The 18,373-nt window shown below is 56.3% G+C and carries 14 protein-coding genes; 7 read left to right on the top strand and 7 right to left on the bottom strand.

Annotated elements, in window-relative coordinates; all coding sequences use genetic code 11:
• Nucleotides 1-17: 17 nt before the first annotated feature.
• The 4 genes from mdtI to rdgC all read right to left on the bottom strand — a co-directional run bounded on the left by mdtI (nucleotide 18) and on the right by rdgC (nucleotide 2,594).
• Nucleotides 18-347, bottom strand: coding sequence for a multidrug/spermidine efflux SMR transporter subunit MdtI (gene mdtI, locus J5067_RS09415; RefSeq protein WP_264628299.1), 330 nt, complete (start codon nucleotides 345-347; stop codon nucleotides 18-20).
• Entirely contained in the window at nucleotides 334-702 is a 369-nt protein-coding gene (gene mdtJ / locus J5067_RS09410; protein WP_264628300.1) for a multidrug/spermidine efflux SMR transporter subunit MdtJ, read from the bottom strand. The genes mdtI and mdtJ overlap by 14 nt, the downstream gene beginning before the upstream one ends.
• 482 nt (nucleotides 703-1,184) lie before the next feature.
• The gene (locus J5067_RS09405; RefSeq protein WP_264644893.1) at nucleotides 1,185-1,658 is read right to left on the bottom strand and encodes an NUDIX pyrophosphatase; all 474 of its coding nucleotides are present in this window, start codon (nucleotides 1,656-1,658) and stop codon (nucleotides 1,185-1,187) included.
• A gap of 24 nt (nucleotides 1,659-1,682) precedes the next feature.
• Nucleotides 1,683-2,594, bottom strand: a complete 912-nt coding sequence (gene rdgC, locus J5067_RS09400) for a recombination-associated protein RdgC (protein WP_264650967.1) — start codon at nucleotides 2,592-2,594, stop codon at nucleotides 1,683-1,685.
• Between the two features lie 190 nt (nucleotides 2,595-2,784).
• Here rdgC and mak point away from each other — a divergent pair, with 190 nt between their 5' ends.
• A complete protein-coding gene (mak, locus tag J5067_RS09395; protein ID WP_264644895.1) occupies nucleotides 2,785-3,693 on the top strand; it encodes a fructokinase in 909 nt (302 codons plus the stop codon).
• A gap of 30 nt (nucleotides 3,694-3,723) precedes the next feature.
• On the opposite strand, the gene J5067_RS09390 is transcribed toward mak, so the two are convergent.
• Both J5067_RS09390 and sbcD read right to left on the bottom strand, forming a co-directional pair.
• Nucleotides 3,724-7,413, bottom strand: a complete 3,690-nt coding sequence (locus tag J5067_RS09390) for an SbcC/MukB-like Walker B domain-containing protein (RefSeq protein ID WP_264650966.1) — start codon at nucleotides 7,411-7,413, stop codon at nucleotides 3,724-3,726.
• Nucleotides 7,410-8,633, bottom strand: a complete 1,224-nt coding sequence (sbcD, locus tag J5067_RS09385) for an exonuclease subunit SbcD (RefSeq protein ID WP_264650965.1) — start codon at nucleotides 8,631-8,633, stop codon at nucleotides 7,410-7,412. The genes J5067_RS09390 and sbcD overlap by 4 nt, the downstream gene beginning before the upstream one ends.
• Nucleotides 8,634-8,907: 274 nt before the next feature.
• Between sbcD and phoB the strand changes: the two genes are divergently transcribed.
• From phoB to proY, 6 genes are all read left to right on the top strand, one after another.
• Nucleotides 8,908-9,597, top strand: a complete 690-nt coding sequence (gene phoB / locus J5067_RS09380; protein ID WP_195315276.1) for a phosphate response regulator transcription factor PhoB — start codon at nucleotides 8,908-8,910, stop codon at nucleotides 9,595-9,597.
• 66 nt (nucleotides 9,598-9,663) lie between these two features.
• On the top strand, nucleotides 9,664-10,986 hold the full coding sequence (gene phoR, locus J5067_RS09375; protein ID WP_264644898.1) for a phosphate regulon sensor histidine kinase PhoR: 1,323 nt from the start codon (nucleotides 9,664-9,666) through the stop codon (nucleotides 10,984-10,986).
• A 14-nt stretch (nucleotides 10,987-11,000) separates the two neighbouring features.
• On the top strand, nucleotides 11,001-11,945 hold the full coding sequence (locus tag J5067_RS09370; RefSeq protein WP_264650964.1) for a PstS family phosphate ABC transporter substrate-binding protein: 945 nt from the start codon (nucleotides 11,001-11,003) through the stop codon (nucleotides 11,943-11,945).
• A 383-nt stretch (nucleotides 11,946-12,328) separates the two neighbouring features.
• Nucleotides 12,329-13,441 carry a cobalamin-independent methionine synthase II family protein gene (locus J5067_RS09365; protein ID WP_264644900.1) on the top strand — a complete coding sequence of 371 codons (1,113 nt, stop codon included), beginning with the start codon at nucleotides 12,329-12,331 and terminating at the stop codon, nucleotides 13,439-13,441.
• A gap of 464 nt (nucleotides 13,442-13,905) precedes the next feature.
• On the top strand, nucleotides 13,906-15,225 hold the full coding sequence (brnQ, locus tag J5067_RS09360; protein WP_264644901.1) for a branched-chain amino acid transport system II carrier protein: 1,320 nt from the start codon (nucleotides 13,906-13,908) through the stop codon (nucleotides 15,223-15,225).
• A 74-nt stretch (nucleotides 15,226-15,299) separates the two neighbouring features.
• On the top strand, nucleotides 15,300-16,676 hold the full coding sequence (gene proY, locus J5067_RS09355) for a proline-specific permease ProY (protein WP_264644902.1): 1,377 nt from the start codon (nucleotides 15,300-15,302) through the stop codon (nucleotides 16,674-16,676).
• 113 nt (nucleotides 16,677-16,789) lie between these two features.
• On the opposite strand, the gene J5067_RS09350 is transcribed toward proY, so the two are convergent.
• Nucleotides 16,790-18,355, bottom strand: coding sequence for an ABC transporter ATP-binding protein (locus J5067_RS09350; RefSeq protein WP_264644903.1), 1,566 nt, complete (start codon nucleotides 18,353-18,355; stop codon nucleotides 16,790-16,792).
• Nucleotides 18,356-18,373 lie beyond the last annotated feature (18 nt).

Here is an 18,373-nt window from a genome sequence, read left to right as displayed (position 1 = left end):
CGTAAGGCGCTCTTTTTTTATGCCAATTTAATCAGCACCATGCCCAGCAATAACAGCCCCAATCCAACCCAGCCGCTTTTGTTGAGACGCTGGCCGAACAATATCCACCCGGCTGCCACGGTGGCTGCAATGCCAAACCCGCCCCACAGCGCGTAAGCGACCGTGAGATCGATGCCCTTTACCGCTTGCGCCAGTGCGCTAAACGCTGCCAATACGCTTATCAGCGATAACATCCCAAGCCACACCTTGCGAAAGCCGTCCGACAATTTAAGGAAAATGTTGGCGGCAATCTCCAACACAATCGCTAAAGCCAGGAACGCCGCATGCTGCCACTCAAACGGTAACATGATGGTTTCCTCGCGTTGCGCTGGCCGCAGGGGTTTTACGCACGCCCGATTTCACCAGCAGGATACCCACTAACAATATTGCCAGCCCGATGACTTTTAACACCGAAAGGGATTCATCAAACAGCATGACACTAAACAATGTGATAAAGATAATGCCGATACCTTCCCACAGGGCGTAAGCCACGCCCATCGCCACGCGCTTTATGGCAATTGATAGCAACAGGTAGGAGAGTGCAATCATGCCATACATCACCAGATGGCCCAGCGGGCTACCGCTGAGGCTGGCGTATTTCATGCTTAACGTGCCAATAATTTCTGCCGCAATTGCGCAGGCTAAAAAGATCCAGTAAATCATTATTTTTCTCCCTGAAAGGGTTATTCGTAGCATAGGGGTAATGCCCGGCGATGCCCGTGAAAAGCAGGCACAGCGAGACCGGCCCATGTGCGATAAATAGGGGGATCAGCAGACAAACGCGCAGAAATGCGCTGCCATCGCTGAATTCAGAGAGAGACCTAAAGTTCGCTACACCAGTGATGTTCACTGGCAAGAATGGCTGAAAGGAATAGCATGTAGATGGAAGTAATGATGGTTTTGTTTTGTATTTTCTTCATGATGATTCTGTATTACCCGCCGCAAATAATGCGATTTGTCCACATTCCTCGGAATTAAAAGAATATTACGCTGGAGTATTTGTAGCATGCCTCATGGGGGAAAGCAAACCAGTACTCGGCTTGCGTGTGCGCCATTGGGTGTTGGTTTAGCAAGCGGTGCAGACAGATTCTGCACCGCTGTTGTGAACAAACGGGCTGTGCCACTGGGGCTCACTGGGATAGGCGCTAAGCGCCCAACGGCATCCGCAGCAGGGGATGTGGCTGTTGTTCGGCAAAGTAGCGGTGAATGTGATGCAGGATGTCGCGCTGGCCGGGGAAGGGTAACATCCTGGCCGCTTCTTCAAACGTTGCCCAATGGAATTCGCTGTGCTCAGCGTTAAGCACAATGTCAGCGTCCGCAGCCACATAAGCCACGAACACTGGCACCAGCGTGAGGCCATTGTTATCAGCCTCGTAAAACTGCTCGCAGCGATCCGCGGAGTAGAGATCGGTTAACTGCAATCCCGTCTCTTCTTCCGCTTCACGTCGCGCCGTTTGCCAGGCGGTTTCGCCAGCCTCAATGCCACCGGCTATCTGGCACCACTGGCCCGGCTGGGTATGGCCGTTGCGGCGCAGCAGCAGGACTTGGTAGCCTGTCTGCACCGGGCGCAGTACATAAAGCGCGATGGAAAAGCAGCGGACCGGAATCTCATGTCGCATAACGCACTCTCTTCCCTGTTTGGTTTAGCGCTGCGCTTCGCCACCCAGTGCTTCCACCAGATTGGTGGTTAACGCGGAAAGCTCGCTGGTCATCAGAATAAAATCGGCATCAAAGCGCTGAGCCACATCGTCCCTGTCGATATCGTCGTTCTGCTCGCGCAGCGTGTCGGCGAACTTCAGGCGTTTCAGCGTACCATCCTCAGCCAGTATCAGTTGGATGCGTTCCTGCCAGTCGAGGGCCAGTTTGGTGACCACTTTGCCTTTTTCGATATGCACGGCGATTTCATCACTCACCAGATCTTGCTTCTTACAGCGGATCACCCCGCCGTCTTCCAGAATCGCTTTCAATTCGGCTTCGTCTTGCAAGGTGAAACCCGCAGGCACATCGCCAGAACGCACCCATTCGGTCAGCGTCAGCTCGATAGGATTTTCCAGCGCCAGGGGCACGACCGGCAGCGAACCCAGGGTTTTGCGCAACAGCGCCAGCGTATCTTCAGCTTTTTTGGCGCTGGCGGCATCGACCATAATCAACTGATTAACGGTATCAATCCATAGCCACACCTGACTGAAACGGCTGAAAGCGCGCGGCAGCAGCGTATGCAGCACTTCATCCTTCAGGGTGTCTTTTTCGGTTTTTTTCAGTTTGCGGTGCTGTTCGGCTTCCAGCTTGTCGATCTTGGCCTGGAGCGCCTGCTTGATCACCGGAGACGGCAGCATCTTTTCTTCTTTGCGCGCGCAGAGAATCAGTTGGCCGTTGACGCTGTGGGTCAGTGCATCGCTGTGGGTGCCCATCGGAGATACCCAACCGGTGCGAGAAAGATCCTGGCTTCCGCAGGGGGTAAAGGCGAACTCACTCAACTGCTTTTCTAACGCATCAGTGGAAAGTGAAATATCGCGGTTCAGGCGATAAATAATAACATTTTTAAACCACAGCATGGTGTTATCCCTGGCGGTGCGTGCCTGGCACGCGGATGGAAAAGGGGAGGGACGCATGATAGCGGATTTGGCGCGCGAGTGCAGCGCGTTATGGTGGTTCCCTATACACTAAAGTAAAGTTACTCTGTGCCAGGTGTGTGAGAAATGTGATATTTATTCATACATTATGGGAATTTTTTGAGGAGGCGCTGTGCGTATTGGAATTGATTTGGGTGGCACCAAAACGGAGGTCATCGCGCTGGGCGATAACGGTGAAACGCTGTTCCGCCATCGTCTGCCGACCCCCCGTGATGACTATCAGGCAACGTTGCAAACCATTGTTACGCTGGTCAATGAAGCCGAAAAGGCAACCGGCATGAATGGGAGCGTCGGCGTGGGGATTCCCGGTACCCTGTCGCCACTGTCCCACCATGTAAAAAACGCCAATTCGGTATGGTTGAACGACCAACCGTTGGATAACGATCTCTCCGTGCTGTTACAGCGCCCGGTGCGCCTCGCCAATGACGCCAACTGTCTGGCGGTGTCTGAAGCGGTGGACGGTGCCGGTGCCGGACTTGATGTGGTGTTTGCCATTATTATCGGCACCGGGTGTGGTGCGGGTATCGCGCTCAACGGACGTGCTCATGCCGGGCGCAACGGCATCGCTGGCGAATGGGGCCATAACCCCTTGCCCTGGCAGAATGAGCAGGAGCGCCAGTTCGCGCAAGCCGTGCCCTGCTATTGTGGTCAACGCGGGTGCATTGAAACCTTTATTTCCGGCACCGGTTTCGCCGCCGACTATCGTCATGTCACGGGCCACGCCTGCAACGGGGAAACCATTGTCTCACTGGCGCGTCAGGGGGATAGCGCCGCAGAACAGGCGCTGAAACGCTATGAGCAACGCCTGGCAAAATCCATCGCACACGTGATCAATTTAGTGGATCCGGACGTGGTGGTGCTGGGCGGCGGGATGAGCAATGTCCCGCGTTTTTATCAGACGCTGCCCGCGCTGATCGCACCGTGGATCTTCGGTAGGGAGTGCACCACGCCGATTCGTCAGGCCACGCACGGTGACTCCAGCGGTGTGCGCGGTGCCGCCTGGCTGTGGCCGGCGGCGTAACGCGCCGACGCATAGCCTGTCAGCAGAGCGCTACAGAGCGTAGCGCTCGTCAAGTTGGCTGACGCCCAACCCATTCACCTTTTTAACCTTGATTTGCGTAGAGATACGCGCTTTTATCGCTTCCACGTGACTGATGACACCAATGGTTTTGCCGGTCGCATTGAGGTTATCCAGCGCATCCAACGCGCTGTCCAGGGTATCCGCGTCCAGCGTGCCGAACCCTTCATCCAGAAACAGCGAGTCGATGCGGGTTTTGTTGCTCACCAGATCGGAGAGCGCCAAGGCTAGCGCCAGACTGACCAAAAAGCTTTCACCGCCCGACAGGGTGCGGGTGTCGCGCACCGCGTCGGCTTGCCAGGTGTCGAGCACATGCAGGCCGAGTTCATCATCGGTTTTACGCTGTAGCTGATAACGACCGTGCAGGCGGGCGAGGCGCAGGTTGGCGAGATACACCAGATGATCGAGCGTTAGCCCCTGAGCGAACTTGCGGAATTTATCACCGCTTTGCGAACCAATCAGATCGTTGAGACAGCTCCAGTCGGCATACTGCTGGCTCTGCTGCTCGATCTCCTGGAGCAGCGCCTGCTGTTTATCCCGTTGCATCTCATCGTTGCGCAGCCGTTGCTGGTATTCACCTTGTTGATAAAGATTGGTTTTCAGTGCGCTATCAAGCTGCTCCAGCCGTTGTTCAGGCGTTGTGGCCTCGTCGTCGTCCGGCCCGGTTGCCGGGCGCTGTGCCAGATGCGTGCTCAACGCGGCGGTGGCCTGCTGTAGCAGTGCTTTGGTTTCCGTGATGGCCTGGCGCACGGCGTCGAGTTTGCTGCGTAGCGCCTGACGCGTATCGTCATCCAACAGCGCCTGCTGGAAGGCGGCTTCATCGATGAAGGGACTGCGCGCCAAGGCTGTGGCAAACTGGGCTGCGGATTGCTGTTCCGCGTCGACACACTGTTCGCGGTGTGCGCGCTGTCCGGCCAATTCCCCCGCCACTGTGGCAAGCTGTGCCGCTGCTTGTTGCTGCGTGACGGCTAACTTGTCAACGGTCTGCTGATGCTGTTCGCTGTGCTGCCGCCATTCCTGTCGCACCTGCTGTGTGTCGCGATCGCCAAACAGGGCGTGGCGTTGCACACGCAAGTCTGCCAGCTGTTTTTCCCCGTCCTGCCATTGTGTCTGCTGTAGTGTGGCGCTGGCGTCGAGTGCCTGTACTGTTTTTTCCCGCTCCTGCACGGTGGCATGCAGTGAAGCCAGCGCGTTGTCATCGTGCTGCAACTGCTGTTCGGTGGTTTTCCAACGTTCTGCTTCGGTGGCACGTTCTGCCAGCCACTGCTGTTGTTCGGCAAGGGCAGGCGGAACCAGCGCGTAGGGGGCGAGCGCAGCGGTGAGTGTCTCTTGCTGTGTTGTCAGCGCAGCGGTGAGCTGTTGCTGTTTGTGCGTTGCCTCTGCAAGTCCTTCCCGGTGCGCTTGAATACGTTGTTGCAGCAGGGCAAGCTGCTGGTCCGTTTCCTGACGCTGCTGCTGCGCCGTAATCAGTGAATCCTTACTTTCTTGCCAACTGCGTTGCCGTTTTTCTTGCGCTTCTATCTGGCTAAACAGGGTATCGGCTTCGCGATCGCAGGCGGTCAACCACTCGGCAATCTCTTGTTCCTGCTCGGGCGTGAAGGTTACGTGTAAATGCTCACTCACCTGCTGCCAGTCGCTATAGCGCGTTTGGTACCGCTTTTCCTGTTCGGCACGCTCGGCCTGAAGTTCGTCACGCTGTTTTGCCAATGCGGCGAGCGCACCCTCGCGCTGTGCCAATGCACTGCGCGCCTGCTGGCACTGCGTGCGCAGTTGTACCATACGCACTTGTGTCTCGGACGCGGTTTGCGCCAGCGTTTGATACTCTGCAATCGCCGGATGGTGCGTGGATCCACACAGCGGACAGGCCTCTCCCGGTTGTAACTGTGCGCGTTCATCTTCCAGTTTGATGATACGTTTTTCCAACTCGACGCGCTGTTCGACATCGTTCAACTGCTGCTCCAGACGCTGACAGTCGGCGCGCTGTGCGTTGTTGCTCTGCGTGTCTGCCTGGAAACGTTGGTCCAGTGTGAGCCATTTGCTGGCGCTATTTTGCTGCAGTTGACGCAGGTTGCTGAGTGCTTGTGTTAATTCCCCGAGCTGGCGTCGCGCTTGTCGTGCACGCTGGTGCGCCGCGTAACGCTCACGCAAACCGGCAATCGGATTCGCGGTTTCTGCCTGTTGCCACACCTGTTGCTGCTGCTCGCACTGGCGCTGCAAGGCGTCGTAGCGCTGCTGTTGTGCGCCACGTTGTTCATTCAACGCCACCTGCTGACGCGCCATCTGTTGTTCATCGCGGATCAGGCGCTGTTGCTGCGTATCCACCGCAGCCAGCTCCCCAGATAGGCGCTGCTGTTCCTGGAATGCTGCACGCCACGCGCCGAGCTGTTCGCTCCAGTGACGGTGATGGGGATGCTGCTGCTGGTAGTGGAGTCGGGTTTCACGCTGGGTTTGCAAGGTATCGCGCTGGCGAAGCAGCTCGGCCAGTTGCTGCTGCTCGTTCTCGCGCTGCGTTTGCGTTTGGGTCAACGCCGAGAGATGCTGGGCGCAGCGCTCCCCTTGACGGGCGATGTGCTGATCGAGCGGTATGACGTGTTGCTCGATCAGCGTTTCTTCCTGCTGGCGCGCGGCACTGTGTTGCTGCTGTGCCTGTTGCGCTTGCAGGAACAACTGCTGTTGCTGCTGATGTGCGGTCTGGCTGGCGGTGTGCTGCTGGGCTAACTCGGTTTCCCGCGTTTGTGCAGCAACCCGTGCCAATTGAGTACGCTCGCACTCGCGCAGCAAGGGACGCAATTTTTCGGCGGGCTCGTCACGTTCCAGACGTAATCGATCGGGCTCGGCGTCACGTTGCGCCTGCTCGGCCGCCTCGGCTTGCTGCTGCTTGTGGCGCAAGTCCTGTTGTAGATGCCGTTCTTGCGACAGCCATTGCTGGTGTGTCAGCGCTTGCTCACGTTTTTCCCGTAACCCTTGTTCTTCCTGCTGTAGCTGTGCCAATGCTGCCAGTACGCTTTGTCGCTCGCCGTCATCCAACAGTGCGATAGCCGACGCGCGTGCTTGTAACGCGTCCAATGCCAGCTTTACGGCTTTATGCCGCTCATAGATGCGGCTGGAGATCTCGCCATAGATCACCGTACCGGTCAGCTCTTCCAGCAGTTCTGCGCGTTTGTTCTGTTCGGCGTTGAGGAAGGCGGCAAATTGCCCCTGTGAGAGCATCATCGAGCGGGTAAAACGCTCAAAGTCCAGCCCGGTAATACGGACGGTGTAAGCCAGCTTTTCGGACAGTTTTTGCGTGAGGATCTTGCCGTCTTCGATCAGCGCCAGTTCGGCTTTCGGGGTTTGCAGGTTGCCATCCGCCGCATCTTTGGCGCGGCGTTGGCTCCAAAATGCGCGATAGCCGACGCCTTTGACCTCAAATTCCACCTCGGCCAGACAGTCGGCGGTGTTACGCGTCATCAGCTCGTTCTGCGTGGCGGAGAGCGTATTCAGTCGCGGCGTCTGGTGATACAGCGCAAGACAGATGGCATCCAGCAGCGTGGTTTTACCCGCGCCGGTTGGGCCGGTGATGGCAAACAGCCCGTTGCTGGCAAACGGCTCCTGCGTGAAATCAATCTTCCATTCACCTTTGAGCGAGTTGAGGTTTTTTAACCGTAAGCTCAGGATTTTCATGCTTGCGGCGCTCCTTCGGTGACGTCTCGGACCATTTCATCAAACAGCGGGCGTAGCCGCGCTTGTTGTTCTTGCGCCATATCGGTCAGCGCCAGTTTGCGTTCGAAAACGTCCTGTGGGGATAATTCGTCCAGCGTCTCTTTCTTTTCGCGCGCAATGGCCTGCAAGCGCTGCTCACGGTTGCGCCGTAACAGCAACACGTCGACGGGTAATGTGTGCGTTAACTGCTGAATGCGCTGCTGCATGTCGCTGAGGTAGGTGTCGGTGGCGATCTCGATGTCCAGCCAGATACGCTGCCCCGTTTCGGGGGCGGGTAGGCTGTGCAACTGCTGCTCTATTTCCGTCAGATTGCCTTTGATGAGGCGCATCGGTTGCGTCACGGGAACGGGCAGCAGCGTTATCTCCGGGGGCGCACTTGGCGGGAAGTCGATCAACACGACCGATTTTTCACTGCCAAGCTCATCAAAACTCAGAGCAATCGGTGAGCCGCTGTAACGGATATGCTCGCTGTGTCCCACGCGCTGCGGGCGGTGGATATGCCCAAGGGCGATATAGTCGGCAGGTGGAAAAGCCTGCACCGGGTAGGCATCGAGCGAGCCGATGTAGATCTCGCGCACCGCTTCCGAGGCGGTAACCCCGACGGTGGTCAGGTGTCCGGTGGCGATAATCGGCAGGGGCAATGCCAGCGTGTCGCGTAAATCGCAGGCGTACTGGTAGCATTGCGCATAGTGTCCGCTGATGGCGTCTTGCAAGGCGAGCTGTTTTTCCTCGCCGGATTGACCCGCCAGACTGCGCAGGATGTCGCGCGGACGCAGAAAAGGAATGGCGCACAGCATCGCGCCGGGCGCGCCTTGGCGGGTATTGAGTGCCAATACCTGCTGCGTCACATCTTCGGCGGCGTTGGCGATAACACGGGTATTAAGGCACGCCAGCAAGTCCCGTGATTCATTCAGGGTCGCCACCGCATCGTGGTTGCCGGCCAGCAACACCAACTGGCATCCGGTGGGGCGCAATGCCACCACAAACCGGTTGAGCATTTCGCGCGCATAGCTGGGCGGCGAACCGTTATCAAAAATATCACCCGCCACAATCAGCGCATCGACCTGATGTTCGGTTATCTGCTCGATGAGCCAGTCGAGAAACGCTTGATGCTCCGGTGCGCGACTTTTAGTATAAAAATATTGGCCCAGATGCCAGTCTGCGGTGTGAATGATACGCATGGCGTTTCCTGTTAGACGTGCTATCTACTGTAGGGCGATTATAAGCAGTGTGGGCGGTGGCTGTCGTTATCGCCGCGAAAATTTTGGAAACAACCGCTAAACAGGGTGTTACCTTCAGCGTTGATTTTCATAAATCTGTCATAAAACTGACGCATACTGCTTTCGCCCGCAGAAGATGAGCCACTCAGGCACCTGTTGTTTAGGTAAAGTGGGCAATCGTGATATTTCGTTATTGTTGACGCGTTTCATACGCTGACTAACGGCAGGATGAACAATGGCAAGACGCATACTGGTCGTAGAGGATGAAGCGCCGATTCGTGAAATGGTGTGCTTCGTGTTAGAGCAAAACGGCTATCAGTCCGTTGAAGCGGAAGATTATGACAGCGCAGTGACGCGTTTGTCCGAACCCTATCCGGATCTGGTGCTGCTGGACTGGATGCTGCCAGGTGGCTCGGGGTTGCAGTTTATCAAGCACATGAAGCGCGAAGCGCTGACGCGGGATATTCCGGTCATGATGCTGACGGCGCGCGGCGAAGAGGAAGATCGCGTGCGCGGGCTTGAGGTTGGCGCGGATGATTACATCACCAAGCCGTTTTCGCCCAAAGAGCTGGTAGCACGTATCAAGGCGGTAATGCGCCGTATTTCACCGATGGCGGTGGAAGAAGTGATTGAAATGCGGGGGTTGAGTCTGGACCCCACCTCTCATCGCGTCACCACAGAACAGCACGCGCTGGAGATGGGACCGACCGAATTCAAGCTGCTGCATTTCTTTATGACGCACGCTGAGCGTGTTTACAGTCGCGAGCAGTTGCTCAATAACGTTTGGGGAACTAACGTTTATGTTGAGGATCGTACTGTGGACGTGCATATTCGTCGCTTGCGCAAGGCGCTGGAAACCAGCGGACACGATAAAATGGTGCAAACGGTCCGGGGAACGGGGTACCGTTTTTCTACGCGTTATTGATGTGTGCGTTAGCCATAGCGTGCGCGACATCGTGGCTGAATACCGCCAAAGCGGAGAATTTTTAACGTGTTAGAACGTCTTTCGTGGAAAAAGCTGGCATTGGAGCTGGCTTTTTTTTGCTTGCCCGCCCTGTTGTTGGGCCTGATTTTCGGCTACCTGCCCTGGTTTATGCTGGTGGCTGTGTTGGTGGTGCTTGGCTGGAACTATTACAACCAGCTTAAACTCTCCTATTGGCTGTGGGTCGATCGCAGCATGACGCCGCCGCCCGGGCGCTGGAGTTGGGAGCCGCTGTTTTACGGGCTGTATCAAATGCAACTGCGTAATCGGCGGCGGCGGCGCGAGCTGGCCTTGCTGATCAAACGATTTCGCAGCGGTGCCGAGTCGCTGCCCGACGGTGTGGTGATCACCACCGAGGAGGGCACCATCATCTGGTGCAACGGCCTGTCGCAGCATTTGCTCAGCCTGCGTTGGCCGGAAGATAACGGCCAGAATATCCTCAATTTGCTGCGCTATCCCGAGTTCACGCAATACATGCGCCAGCAGGATTTCACCCGCGCCTTGACCCTGCAACTGATCAATTCACACCATGTCGAATTCCGCGTTATGCCTTACTCGGAAGGGCAATTGTTGATGGTGGTGCGCGACATCACCCAAATGCACCAATTGGAAGGCGCGCGGCGCAATTTCTTTGCCAACGTCAGCCATGAATTACGCACTCCGCTCACCGTGCTGCAAGGCTATCTGGAGATGATGCAGGACGACTCGCTGGATAGCCCGCTGCGTAACAAAGCGCTCTCCACCATGCAGGAACAGACGCGGCGCATGGACGGGCTGGTGAAACAGTTGCTCACGTTATCGAAAATCGAAGCGGCAGCGCCGATCAATCTGGCGGAAAAAGTCGATGTGCCACGCATGCTGCGCATCCTGCAACGTGAAGCACAGACGCTGAGCCAGGAGCGTCACGAAATTGTGTTCCGCATCAACGATGGGCTGAGCGTTTATGGCAATGAAGAGCAGTTGCACAGCGCCTTCTCCAATCTGGTGTACAACGCGGTTAATCACACGCCGGAAGGCACGCGCATTGAAGTGTGCTGGCAAAAAATCACGCAGGGCGCGCAGTTTCAGGTCAGCGATAATGGCCCCGGTATTGCCGCAGAGCACATTCCTCGCCTGACCGAGCGTTTTTACCGCGTGGATAAAGCCCGTTCGCGCCAAACGGGCGGCAGCGGGTTGGGGCTCGCCATCGTCAAGCATGCGCTCAGCCATCATGATTCGCGATTGGAGATCCTCAGTGAACCGGGTGCCGGAGCGCGTTTTATGTTTACGCTTCCTAACCGGTTGATTGTCCCTGCCTCTCTGTCGGAGAATAGCACTACCCCTTCGGCCTGATGGACAGTTGACCTATGATGCCAGCCCCGCGTTTTTCGGGTTTCTTGCTCTGTACTGCGCTGCTACTCAGTGGCTGGAGCCACACTGCGCGCAGCGAGCAAATGCTGGCGGGGAATCTCTCCAGCGCAGGCTCTGATACCCTGGCGACGCTGATGGCGTTTTGGGCTGCCGATTTCAACCAGCATTATCCCAGCGTTAACGTGCAGATGCAGGCGGCGGGATCGTCATCGGCACCCACGGCACTCGCTTCCGGTGCGGCACAGCTTGGCCCGATGAGCCGTGCCATGAAGGCCAGTGAGATTGAGGCGTTTGTGCAGCGCTACGGCTATCCTCCCTTGGCCGTTCCGGTGGCGATGGATGCGCTGGTGGTGTTAGTGAATCAGGATAACCCGCTGCCGGGGTTGAACGTGCAACAGCTCGATGCGCTGTTCTCCATTACCCATCGCTGCGGGGCAACGCAAACCGTTACCCATTGGCGCGATCTCGGGCTGACCGGTGAATGGGCACCGCGCCGCGTGCTGCGCTACGGGCGCAACTCCGCGTCAGGCACCTATGGCTTTTTTAAGCAGCAAGCGCTGTGCGGCGGGGATTTCTTGCCGCTGGTGAATGAGCTACCGGGCTCGGCGTCGGTAGTGCAGGCTGTCGCCACCTCCACACAGGCAATTGGCTATGCCAGCATCGGTTTTCGCGCCAGCGGGGTGAAAATGTTGCCGCTGGCGGCGCAGGGAAGCGACTACGTTGCGCCAACGGTGGACAATATTCGCAGTGGCCGTTATCCCTACGCGCGCTATCTCTATATTTATGTCAATAAAGCGCCAGAGCATGCGCTGGATAGCCTGACCGCCGCCTTTATGGATCGGGTGTTGTCTACCGCCGGGCAAAATCTGGTGAGTCAGGATGGCTATCTTCCCTTGCCTGAGCCTGTGCGGGTTAACGCACGCCAGCAGCTCGGTCTGTAGCACGCTGTCATTCTCATCCATCACCGTCATTCCCGCGAAGGCGGGAACCTCGTGCAGGTGAAACGCGTTCATTCTGGCGGAGATCCCCGGCTTTCGCCGAGGATGACGAGAGGGAAGGCCGAGGACGACGAGAGGGGAAAGTGACTTTGTCATCAGTCTGACGTGAATTTTATTCATGTTTGTCGCGGAAAGTGAAAATTATTCTATTGCCCTCAACCTGCTGCCATGACAGGATTTACCTACCTTCTAGCCGTCCAGATGTCTAAATAAGTATAAGGCGTGATTACTGTACGGCGTGACTATTCATTTTGAAACTATTTCGCAATGCCGCTTGTCTCGTGCCGTGTCGGGAGGGGGTTGTTGCGAAAGATCAGGAGTTTACCATGGCTAAAGTACTTCCCCCTTTCCGCGCTGACGTGGTCGGCAGCCTGTTACGTCCCGCTGCAATCAAAGAAGCGCGCGTGCAATTCCAGTCCGGTGCCATTAATGCGGAGCAACTGCGCACCGTTGAAGATGCAGAAATTCTGCGTGCGGTTGAGCTGCAACGTGAAGCCGGGCTTCAGGTTGTTACCGACGGTGAATTCCGTCGCGCCTGGTGGCACTTCGACTTTTTCGAAGGCTTGAACGGGGTGGAAGCTTTCGAAGCGGACCACGGTATTCAGTTTAACGGTATCCAAACCAAATCTCGTGCCATCAAAGTGACGAGCAAGGTCAGCTTTAACCCGCAGCACCCGATGCTGGCGCATTTTCGCTACCTGAACAGCATCGCGGGTGATGTGACCGCCAAGATGACGATTCCCAGCCCGAGCGTGTTCCATTTCCGTGGCGGACGCAAGGCCATCGACAGTCAGGTTTATCCCACGCTGGATGCTTATTTCGACGATCTGGCGCAGACCTGGCACGATGCGATTCACGCTTTCTACGCCGCAGGCTGCCGCTATCTGCAACTGGATGATACCGTATGGGCTTACCTGTGCTCTGACGATCAAAAACGCCAAATTCGCGAACGCGGTGAAGATCCGGAGCAACTGGCGCGTACCTACGCCGACGTGCTGAATAAAGCCCTGGTGGGTAAACCTGCCGATCTGACCATCGGTTTGCACGTATGTCGCGGTAACTTCCGCTCTACCTGGATTTCTGAAGGCGGGTATGAGCCGGTGGCATCGATCCTGTTTGGCGAAGTCAATGTGGACGAGTTTTTCCTCGAATACGATAACGATCGCTCAGGTGGCTTCGAGCCGCTGCGTTTCATCAAACCGGGACATCAGCAAGTGGTGCTGGGTCTGGTGACCACCAAAAACGGCGAGTTGGAAGATCCGGCCTTGCTGAAAGCGCGCATCGCGGAAGCGGCGAAATATGTCGATATCAACCAGCTTTGCCTCAGCCCGCAGTGTGGTTTTGCCTCCACGGAAGAGGGCAACAGCCTGACGGAAGCGCAGCAGTGGGCCAAGCTGCGTCTGGTTGTGGATACCGCTGCCGCCGTGTGGGGCAAGTAACACACGAGCGCATAACGCCGGGGCAGCGCTGATGCGCTATCCCCGGTGTATTCTCGACGCCCCGCCGTGGGGCGTCAAAATCTGCAAACCCTTTCATACCGCTTACCGCGTAATCCCCTGCCACTTGCCCCTTCTTGCAGCAAAAAGCGCTTCTTATGCTGAAGCACTGCCTCTTTTATGTCCATTTTGCGCGTATTACGCGTTTTTATACTGGTTTTATTGCAAGGCAAAGGCACTAAATGCACAAATCATGTGCGGAAGGTTGTGTGAGTGGTGATATTATCTGCTAACTATTGTTGTTAGGTTGGCGTAATACTTCGCATTTTGGATCGCTACTTGTCTTTTATTGCTATAAACGTTTTACTTAGCGCCCTATAACGTCTGCGCGATAAGAATAATTTATACCACGCCGCGGTTCGTCTTCTCATTTTGTCGCATTTATATACAGGCAACACAACATAACTATGAGTCATCGTTTAGCATCCAAAGATATCGTGGCGCTGGGGTTTATGACCTTTGCGCTGTTTGTCGGGGCGGGGAACATCATTTTCCCGCCAATCGTGGGTTTGCAGGCGGGTGAACACGTCTGGACCGCAGCGCTTGGTTTTCTGCTTACCGCTGTTGGCCTACCGGTGTTGACCGTGGTCGCGCTGGCGCGTGTGGGCGGTGGTGTCGATGCGCTGAGCTCCCCCATCGGCCAGAAAGCCGGCGTCCTGCTGGCGACCGTGTGTTATCTGGCCGTCGGACCGCTGTTCGCGACGCCGCGTACCGCCACGGTATCGTTCGAAGTGGGATTGGCTCCGCTGTTTGGCGATTCCGCCACGCCGTTGCTGATCTATAGCGTGGTCTATTTCGTGCTGGTGATCGGCATTTCGCTCTACCCGGGGCGTCTGCTGGATACGGTCGGCCACGTGCTGGCTCCGTTAAAAATTCTGGCGCTGGCGGTGCTGGGATTGGCGGCGGTGATGTGGCCTGCGGGCTCGCCGATCCCGGCGACCGACGTCTATCAAAGCGTGCCGTTTTCTAACGGTTTTGTGAACGGTTACCTGACCATGGATACCTTGGGTGCCATGGTGTTCGGGATCGTTATCGTCAATGCGGCCCGTTCACGCGGCGTGACCGATGCCACGCTGCTGACCCGTTATACCATTTGGGCCGGTTTGATTGCCGGCGTCGGGTTGACGTTGGTCTATCTGAGCCTGTTCAAATTGGGCTCTGTGAGCGGCGAACTGATTCCTCACGCGCAAAATGGGGCCGAAATCCTGCATGCCTACGTACAGCACACCTTCGGCAGCATGGGCAGCGGCTTCCTGGCGCTGTTGATTTTTATCGCCTGCATGGTCACTGCGGTTGGCCTGACCTGCGCCTGCGCCGAATTTTTCTCCCAGTATTTGCCGTTTTCCTACCGCACGCTGGTGTTTGTGCTGGGCGGCTTCTCTGCGTTAGTCGCCAATCTGGGGTTGAGCCATCTGATTCAGCTTTCCATTCCGGTGCTGACAGCCATCTATCCGCCCTGTATCATTCTGGTTTTGCTGAGTTTTACTCTGCGCTGGTGGAATCAGGCTTCGCGTATTGTGGCCCCGGTCATGTTAATCAGCCTGTTATTCGGCCTGATTGATGGGGTAAAATCATCGACCTTTGCGTCATTGCTGCCAGCCTGGAGCCTGAACTTGCCGTTGGGTGAACAGGGATTGGCCTGGCTGCCACCGTCGCTGGTGGTGCTGCTGGCTGCGGTTATTTATGACCGGCTGAGCGGGCGTCAGGAAGTGACGGCGCACCAATAACGCAGTAACGCGGTATTTTTCACCACAGGCGGTCGCCTGTGGTTTTTCATTTGTAAGACAGGGCTGCTTAATTTATGGAACAACAATCCGCTAAGCTAAAGCGTGGGTTAAGCACGCGGCACATCCGCTTCATTGCACTCGGATCGGCGATTGGTACTGGGCTGTTCTATGGCTCGGCCAGTGCCATTCAGATGGCAGGGCCCAGCGTGCTGTTGGCTTATATCATCGGTGGCGTTATCGCTTATATCATTATGCGGGCGCTGGGAGAGATGTCCGTTAATAACCCGCAGGCCAGCTCCTTTTCCCGCTACGCGCAGGATTATCTGGGGCCGATGGCAGGTTATATCACCGGATGGACCTACTGCTTTGAGATCCTCATCGTTGCCATCGCCGATGTGACCGCGTTTGGTATCTACATGAGCGTCTGGTTCCCTGACGTGCCGCATTGGATTTGGGTGCTGAGCGTGGTGCTGATTATTGGTGCCATCAACCTGATGAGCGTGAAGGTGTTCGGTGAGCTGGAGTTTTGGCTCTCGTTCTTCAAGGTTGCCACCATCATCATCATGATCGTGGCGGGTATCGGGATTATCGTGTGGGGTATCGGTAACGGCGGCCAACCAACCGGAATCAGTAACCTGTGGAGTCACGGCGGTTTCTTCAGTAACGGCGTGATGGGCATGGTGCTGTCGCTGCAACTGGTGATGTTTGCCTACGGCGGTATCGAAATCATTGGTATCACTGCTGGCGAAGCCAAAGATCCGCATAAATCCATTCCGCGTGCGATTAACTCGGTGCCGTGGCGCATTCTGGTGTTCTACGTGGGCACGCTGTTTGTCATTATGTCGATCTACCCGTGGAATCAAGTGGGCACCGAAGGCAGCCCGTTTGTGCTGACCTTCCAGCACCTTGGCATCACGGCAGCCGCAGGCATTCTCAATTTTGTGGTGATTACCGCTTCCCTGTCTGCGATTAACAGCGACGTGTTTGGCGTGGGCCGCATGATGCACGGTATGGCCGAGCAGGGCAACGCGCCCAAGGTCTTTGCCAAAGTGTCACAGCGCGGTATTCCGTGGGTCACGGTGGTGGTGATGATGGCGGCACTGTTGGTGGCGGTTTATCTGAACTACATCATGCCGGGCAAAGTGTTTTTGGTGATTGCGTCGCTGGCAACCTTCGCCACCGTGTGGGTGTGGATCATGATCCTCTGTTCACAAATTGCGTTCCGTCGTCGTTTGAGTGAGAACGAGGTGAAAGCATTGGCGTTCCCGCTGCCGGGTGGCGTGGCGTCTTCGGTAGTCGGTATCGTGTTCCTGGTGTTTATTATCGGGCTGATTGGCTACTTCGAAGAAACACGCATTTCCCTCTACGTGGGCGTGCTGTGGATTGCGCTGCTGCTGTTGGGCTATGCCTTTAAACAGAAATGTCAGAAGCTGGCGAATAACCACGCGTAAGCGTGGTTGAGCGCGAACAGCGTGCTGATGCGGTCAACGCATCAGCCTGATGGGACGTATTCAGGCGAACACACGCTGTGCGCCTGAAGAAACAACCGGTTAATCCGGGCTCATCAACGCTCGACCAACCTGCGGGTATAGCTGGATTGAGGGTGGTGGAACAGGTTGTGCGTATTGCCTTGTTCCACAACCTGTCCCGCTTTTAACACCAGCACCCGGTGTGCCAGCGCTTTGACCACGGACAGATCGTGGCTAATGAACAAATAGCTCAGGCCATATTCCACCTGTAAGTCGCGTAATAGCGCGATCAGTTTTTTTTGCACCAATCTGTCGAGTGCTGCGGTAGGTTCATCCAGGATCAGCAGTGCAGGATTGAGGATCAACACGCGCGCCAAGGCAATACGCGCGCGCTGCCCGCCAGATAACTCATTCGGGTAGCGTGCGGCAAAGGTTTCGTTTAATTCTACGTCCTGTAGTACCTTGCTCACACGCTGATGCACCTGTTCAAGGGAAAGGTGCGGTTGTTGATAGCGTAGCCCTTCGCTGACAATATCAAACACACTCATGCGCGGTGACAGTGCGCCGTAAGGGTCTTGAAACACATACTGTAGCTTATTGCGCAAAGCCCCCCAGCCATACAACGACCAGCGATCGACGCGTTGGCCGAGAAAGACGATTTTTCCCTCTCCCGGTTGCAACCCCAGTATGGTTTTTGCCAATGTCGATTTACCGGAGCCGGATTCCCCAACAACCCCCAGGGTTTCCCCTTGCTTCACGGTTAGGCTGATATTTGTCAGCGTAGGGGAGGTGGGGGGGGCTTTTCTGAACCAGCGGCGTTGGGCAGGGTAGGTGACGCTCAGATTTTCAATGGACAGTACCTCTCTTGCTTGAGGTTCGACGGGGTGGGGGCATCCTTCGGGTTCGGCGGCAATCAACTCGCGGGTATAGTGGGTTGCTGGTGCAGCAAGCACCTGTTGTACTGTCCCTTGTTCGATGCATTTTCCTGCCCGCATCACGCTGACATTATCGGCATAACGCCTGACCAGATTAAGATCGTGCGTGATCAGCAATAACCCCATACCTTCACTGTTTTTTATCTCATCAAGCAAGTCGAGAATGTCCCGCGCCACCGTGACATCCAGTGCCGTGGTGGGTTCATCGGCAATCAACAGCGAGGGACGGTTAGCCATTGCCATCGCGATCATCACCCGCTGGCGTTGCCCGCCGGAAAGCGTATGTGGAAAAGCCTCGAACCAGCGCGGTGAGGCGCCCAGTTTTACGCGGTCCAACAGTGCCATCGCCTCATGACGCAATTGCGGCGTTGTCCGCTTGCGGTGCAACGCAATGGCTTCCATCACTTGCTTGCCGATGGTGTGTAACGGATTGAGTGAGGTCATCGGCTCCTGAAAAATAAAACTGGCGGTTTGGCCTCGATGGCGGATGAGAGTGCGCTCATCCAGCAGTGACAGATCCATCCCGTCGAGTGTGATGCTGCCGCTGACCTGCAAGCTACGAGGGAGCAGGCCGAGTAGTGACAGGGCGCTGATGGATTTGCCTGAGCCTGATTCTCCTACCAAAGCATGGGTTTCACCGCGTTGCACGTGAAGGTCAAGCCCGTCTACCAGGCAGCGATCCGCGTGGGTGATGCGCAGTTGTGTGACGTCAAGTAAGTGTTGCACGGAGTGCCTCCTTGGGCT

Source organism: Candidatus Symbiopectobacterium sp. NZEC151, from assembly GCF_025962655.1.
Lineage (GTDB): Bacteria > Pseudomonadota > Gammaproteobacteria > Enterobacterales > Enterobacteriaceae > Symbiopectobacterium.
This window is presented reverse-complemented; position numbering and strand designations above follow the sequence as displayed.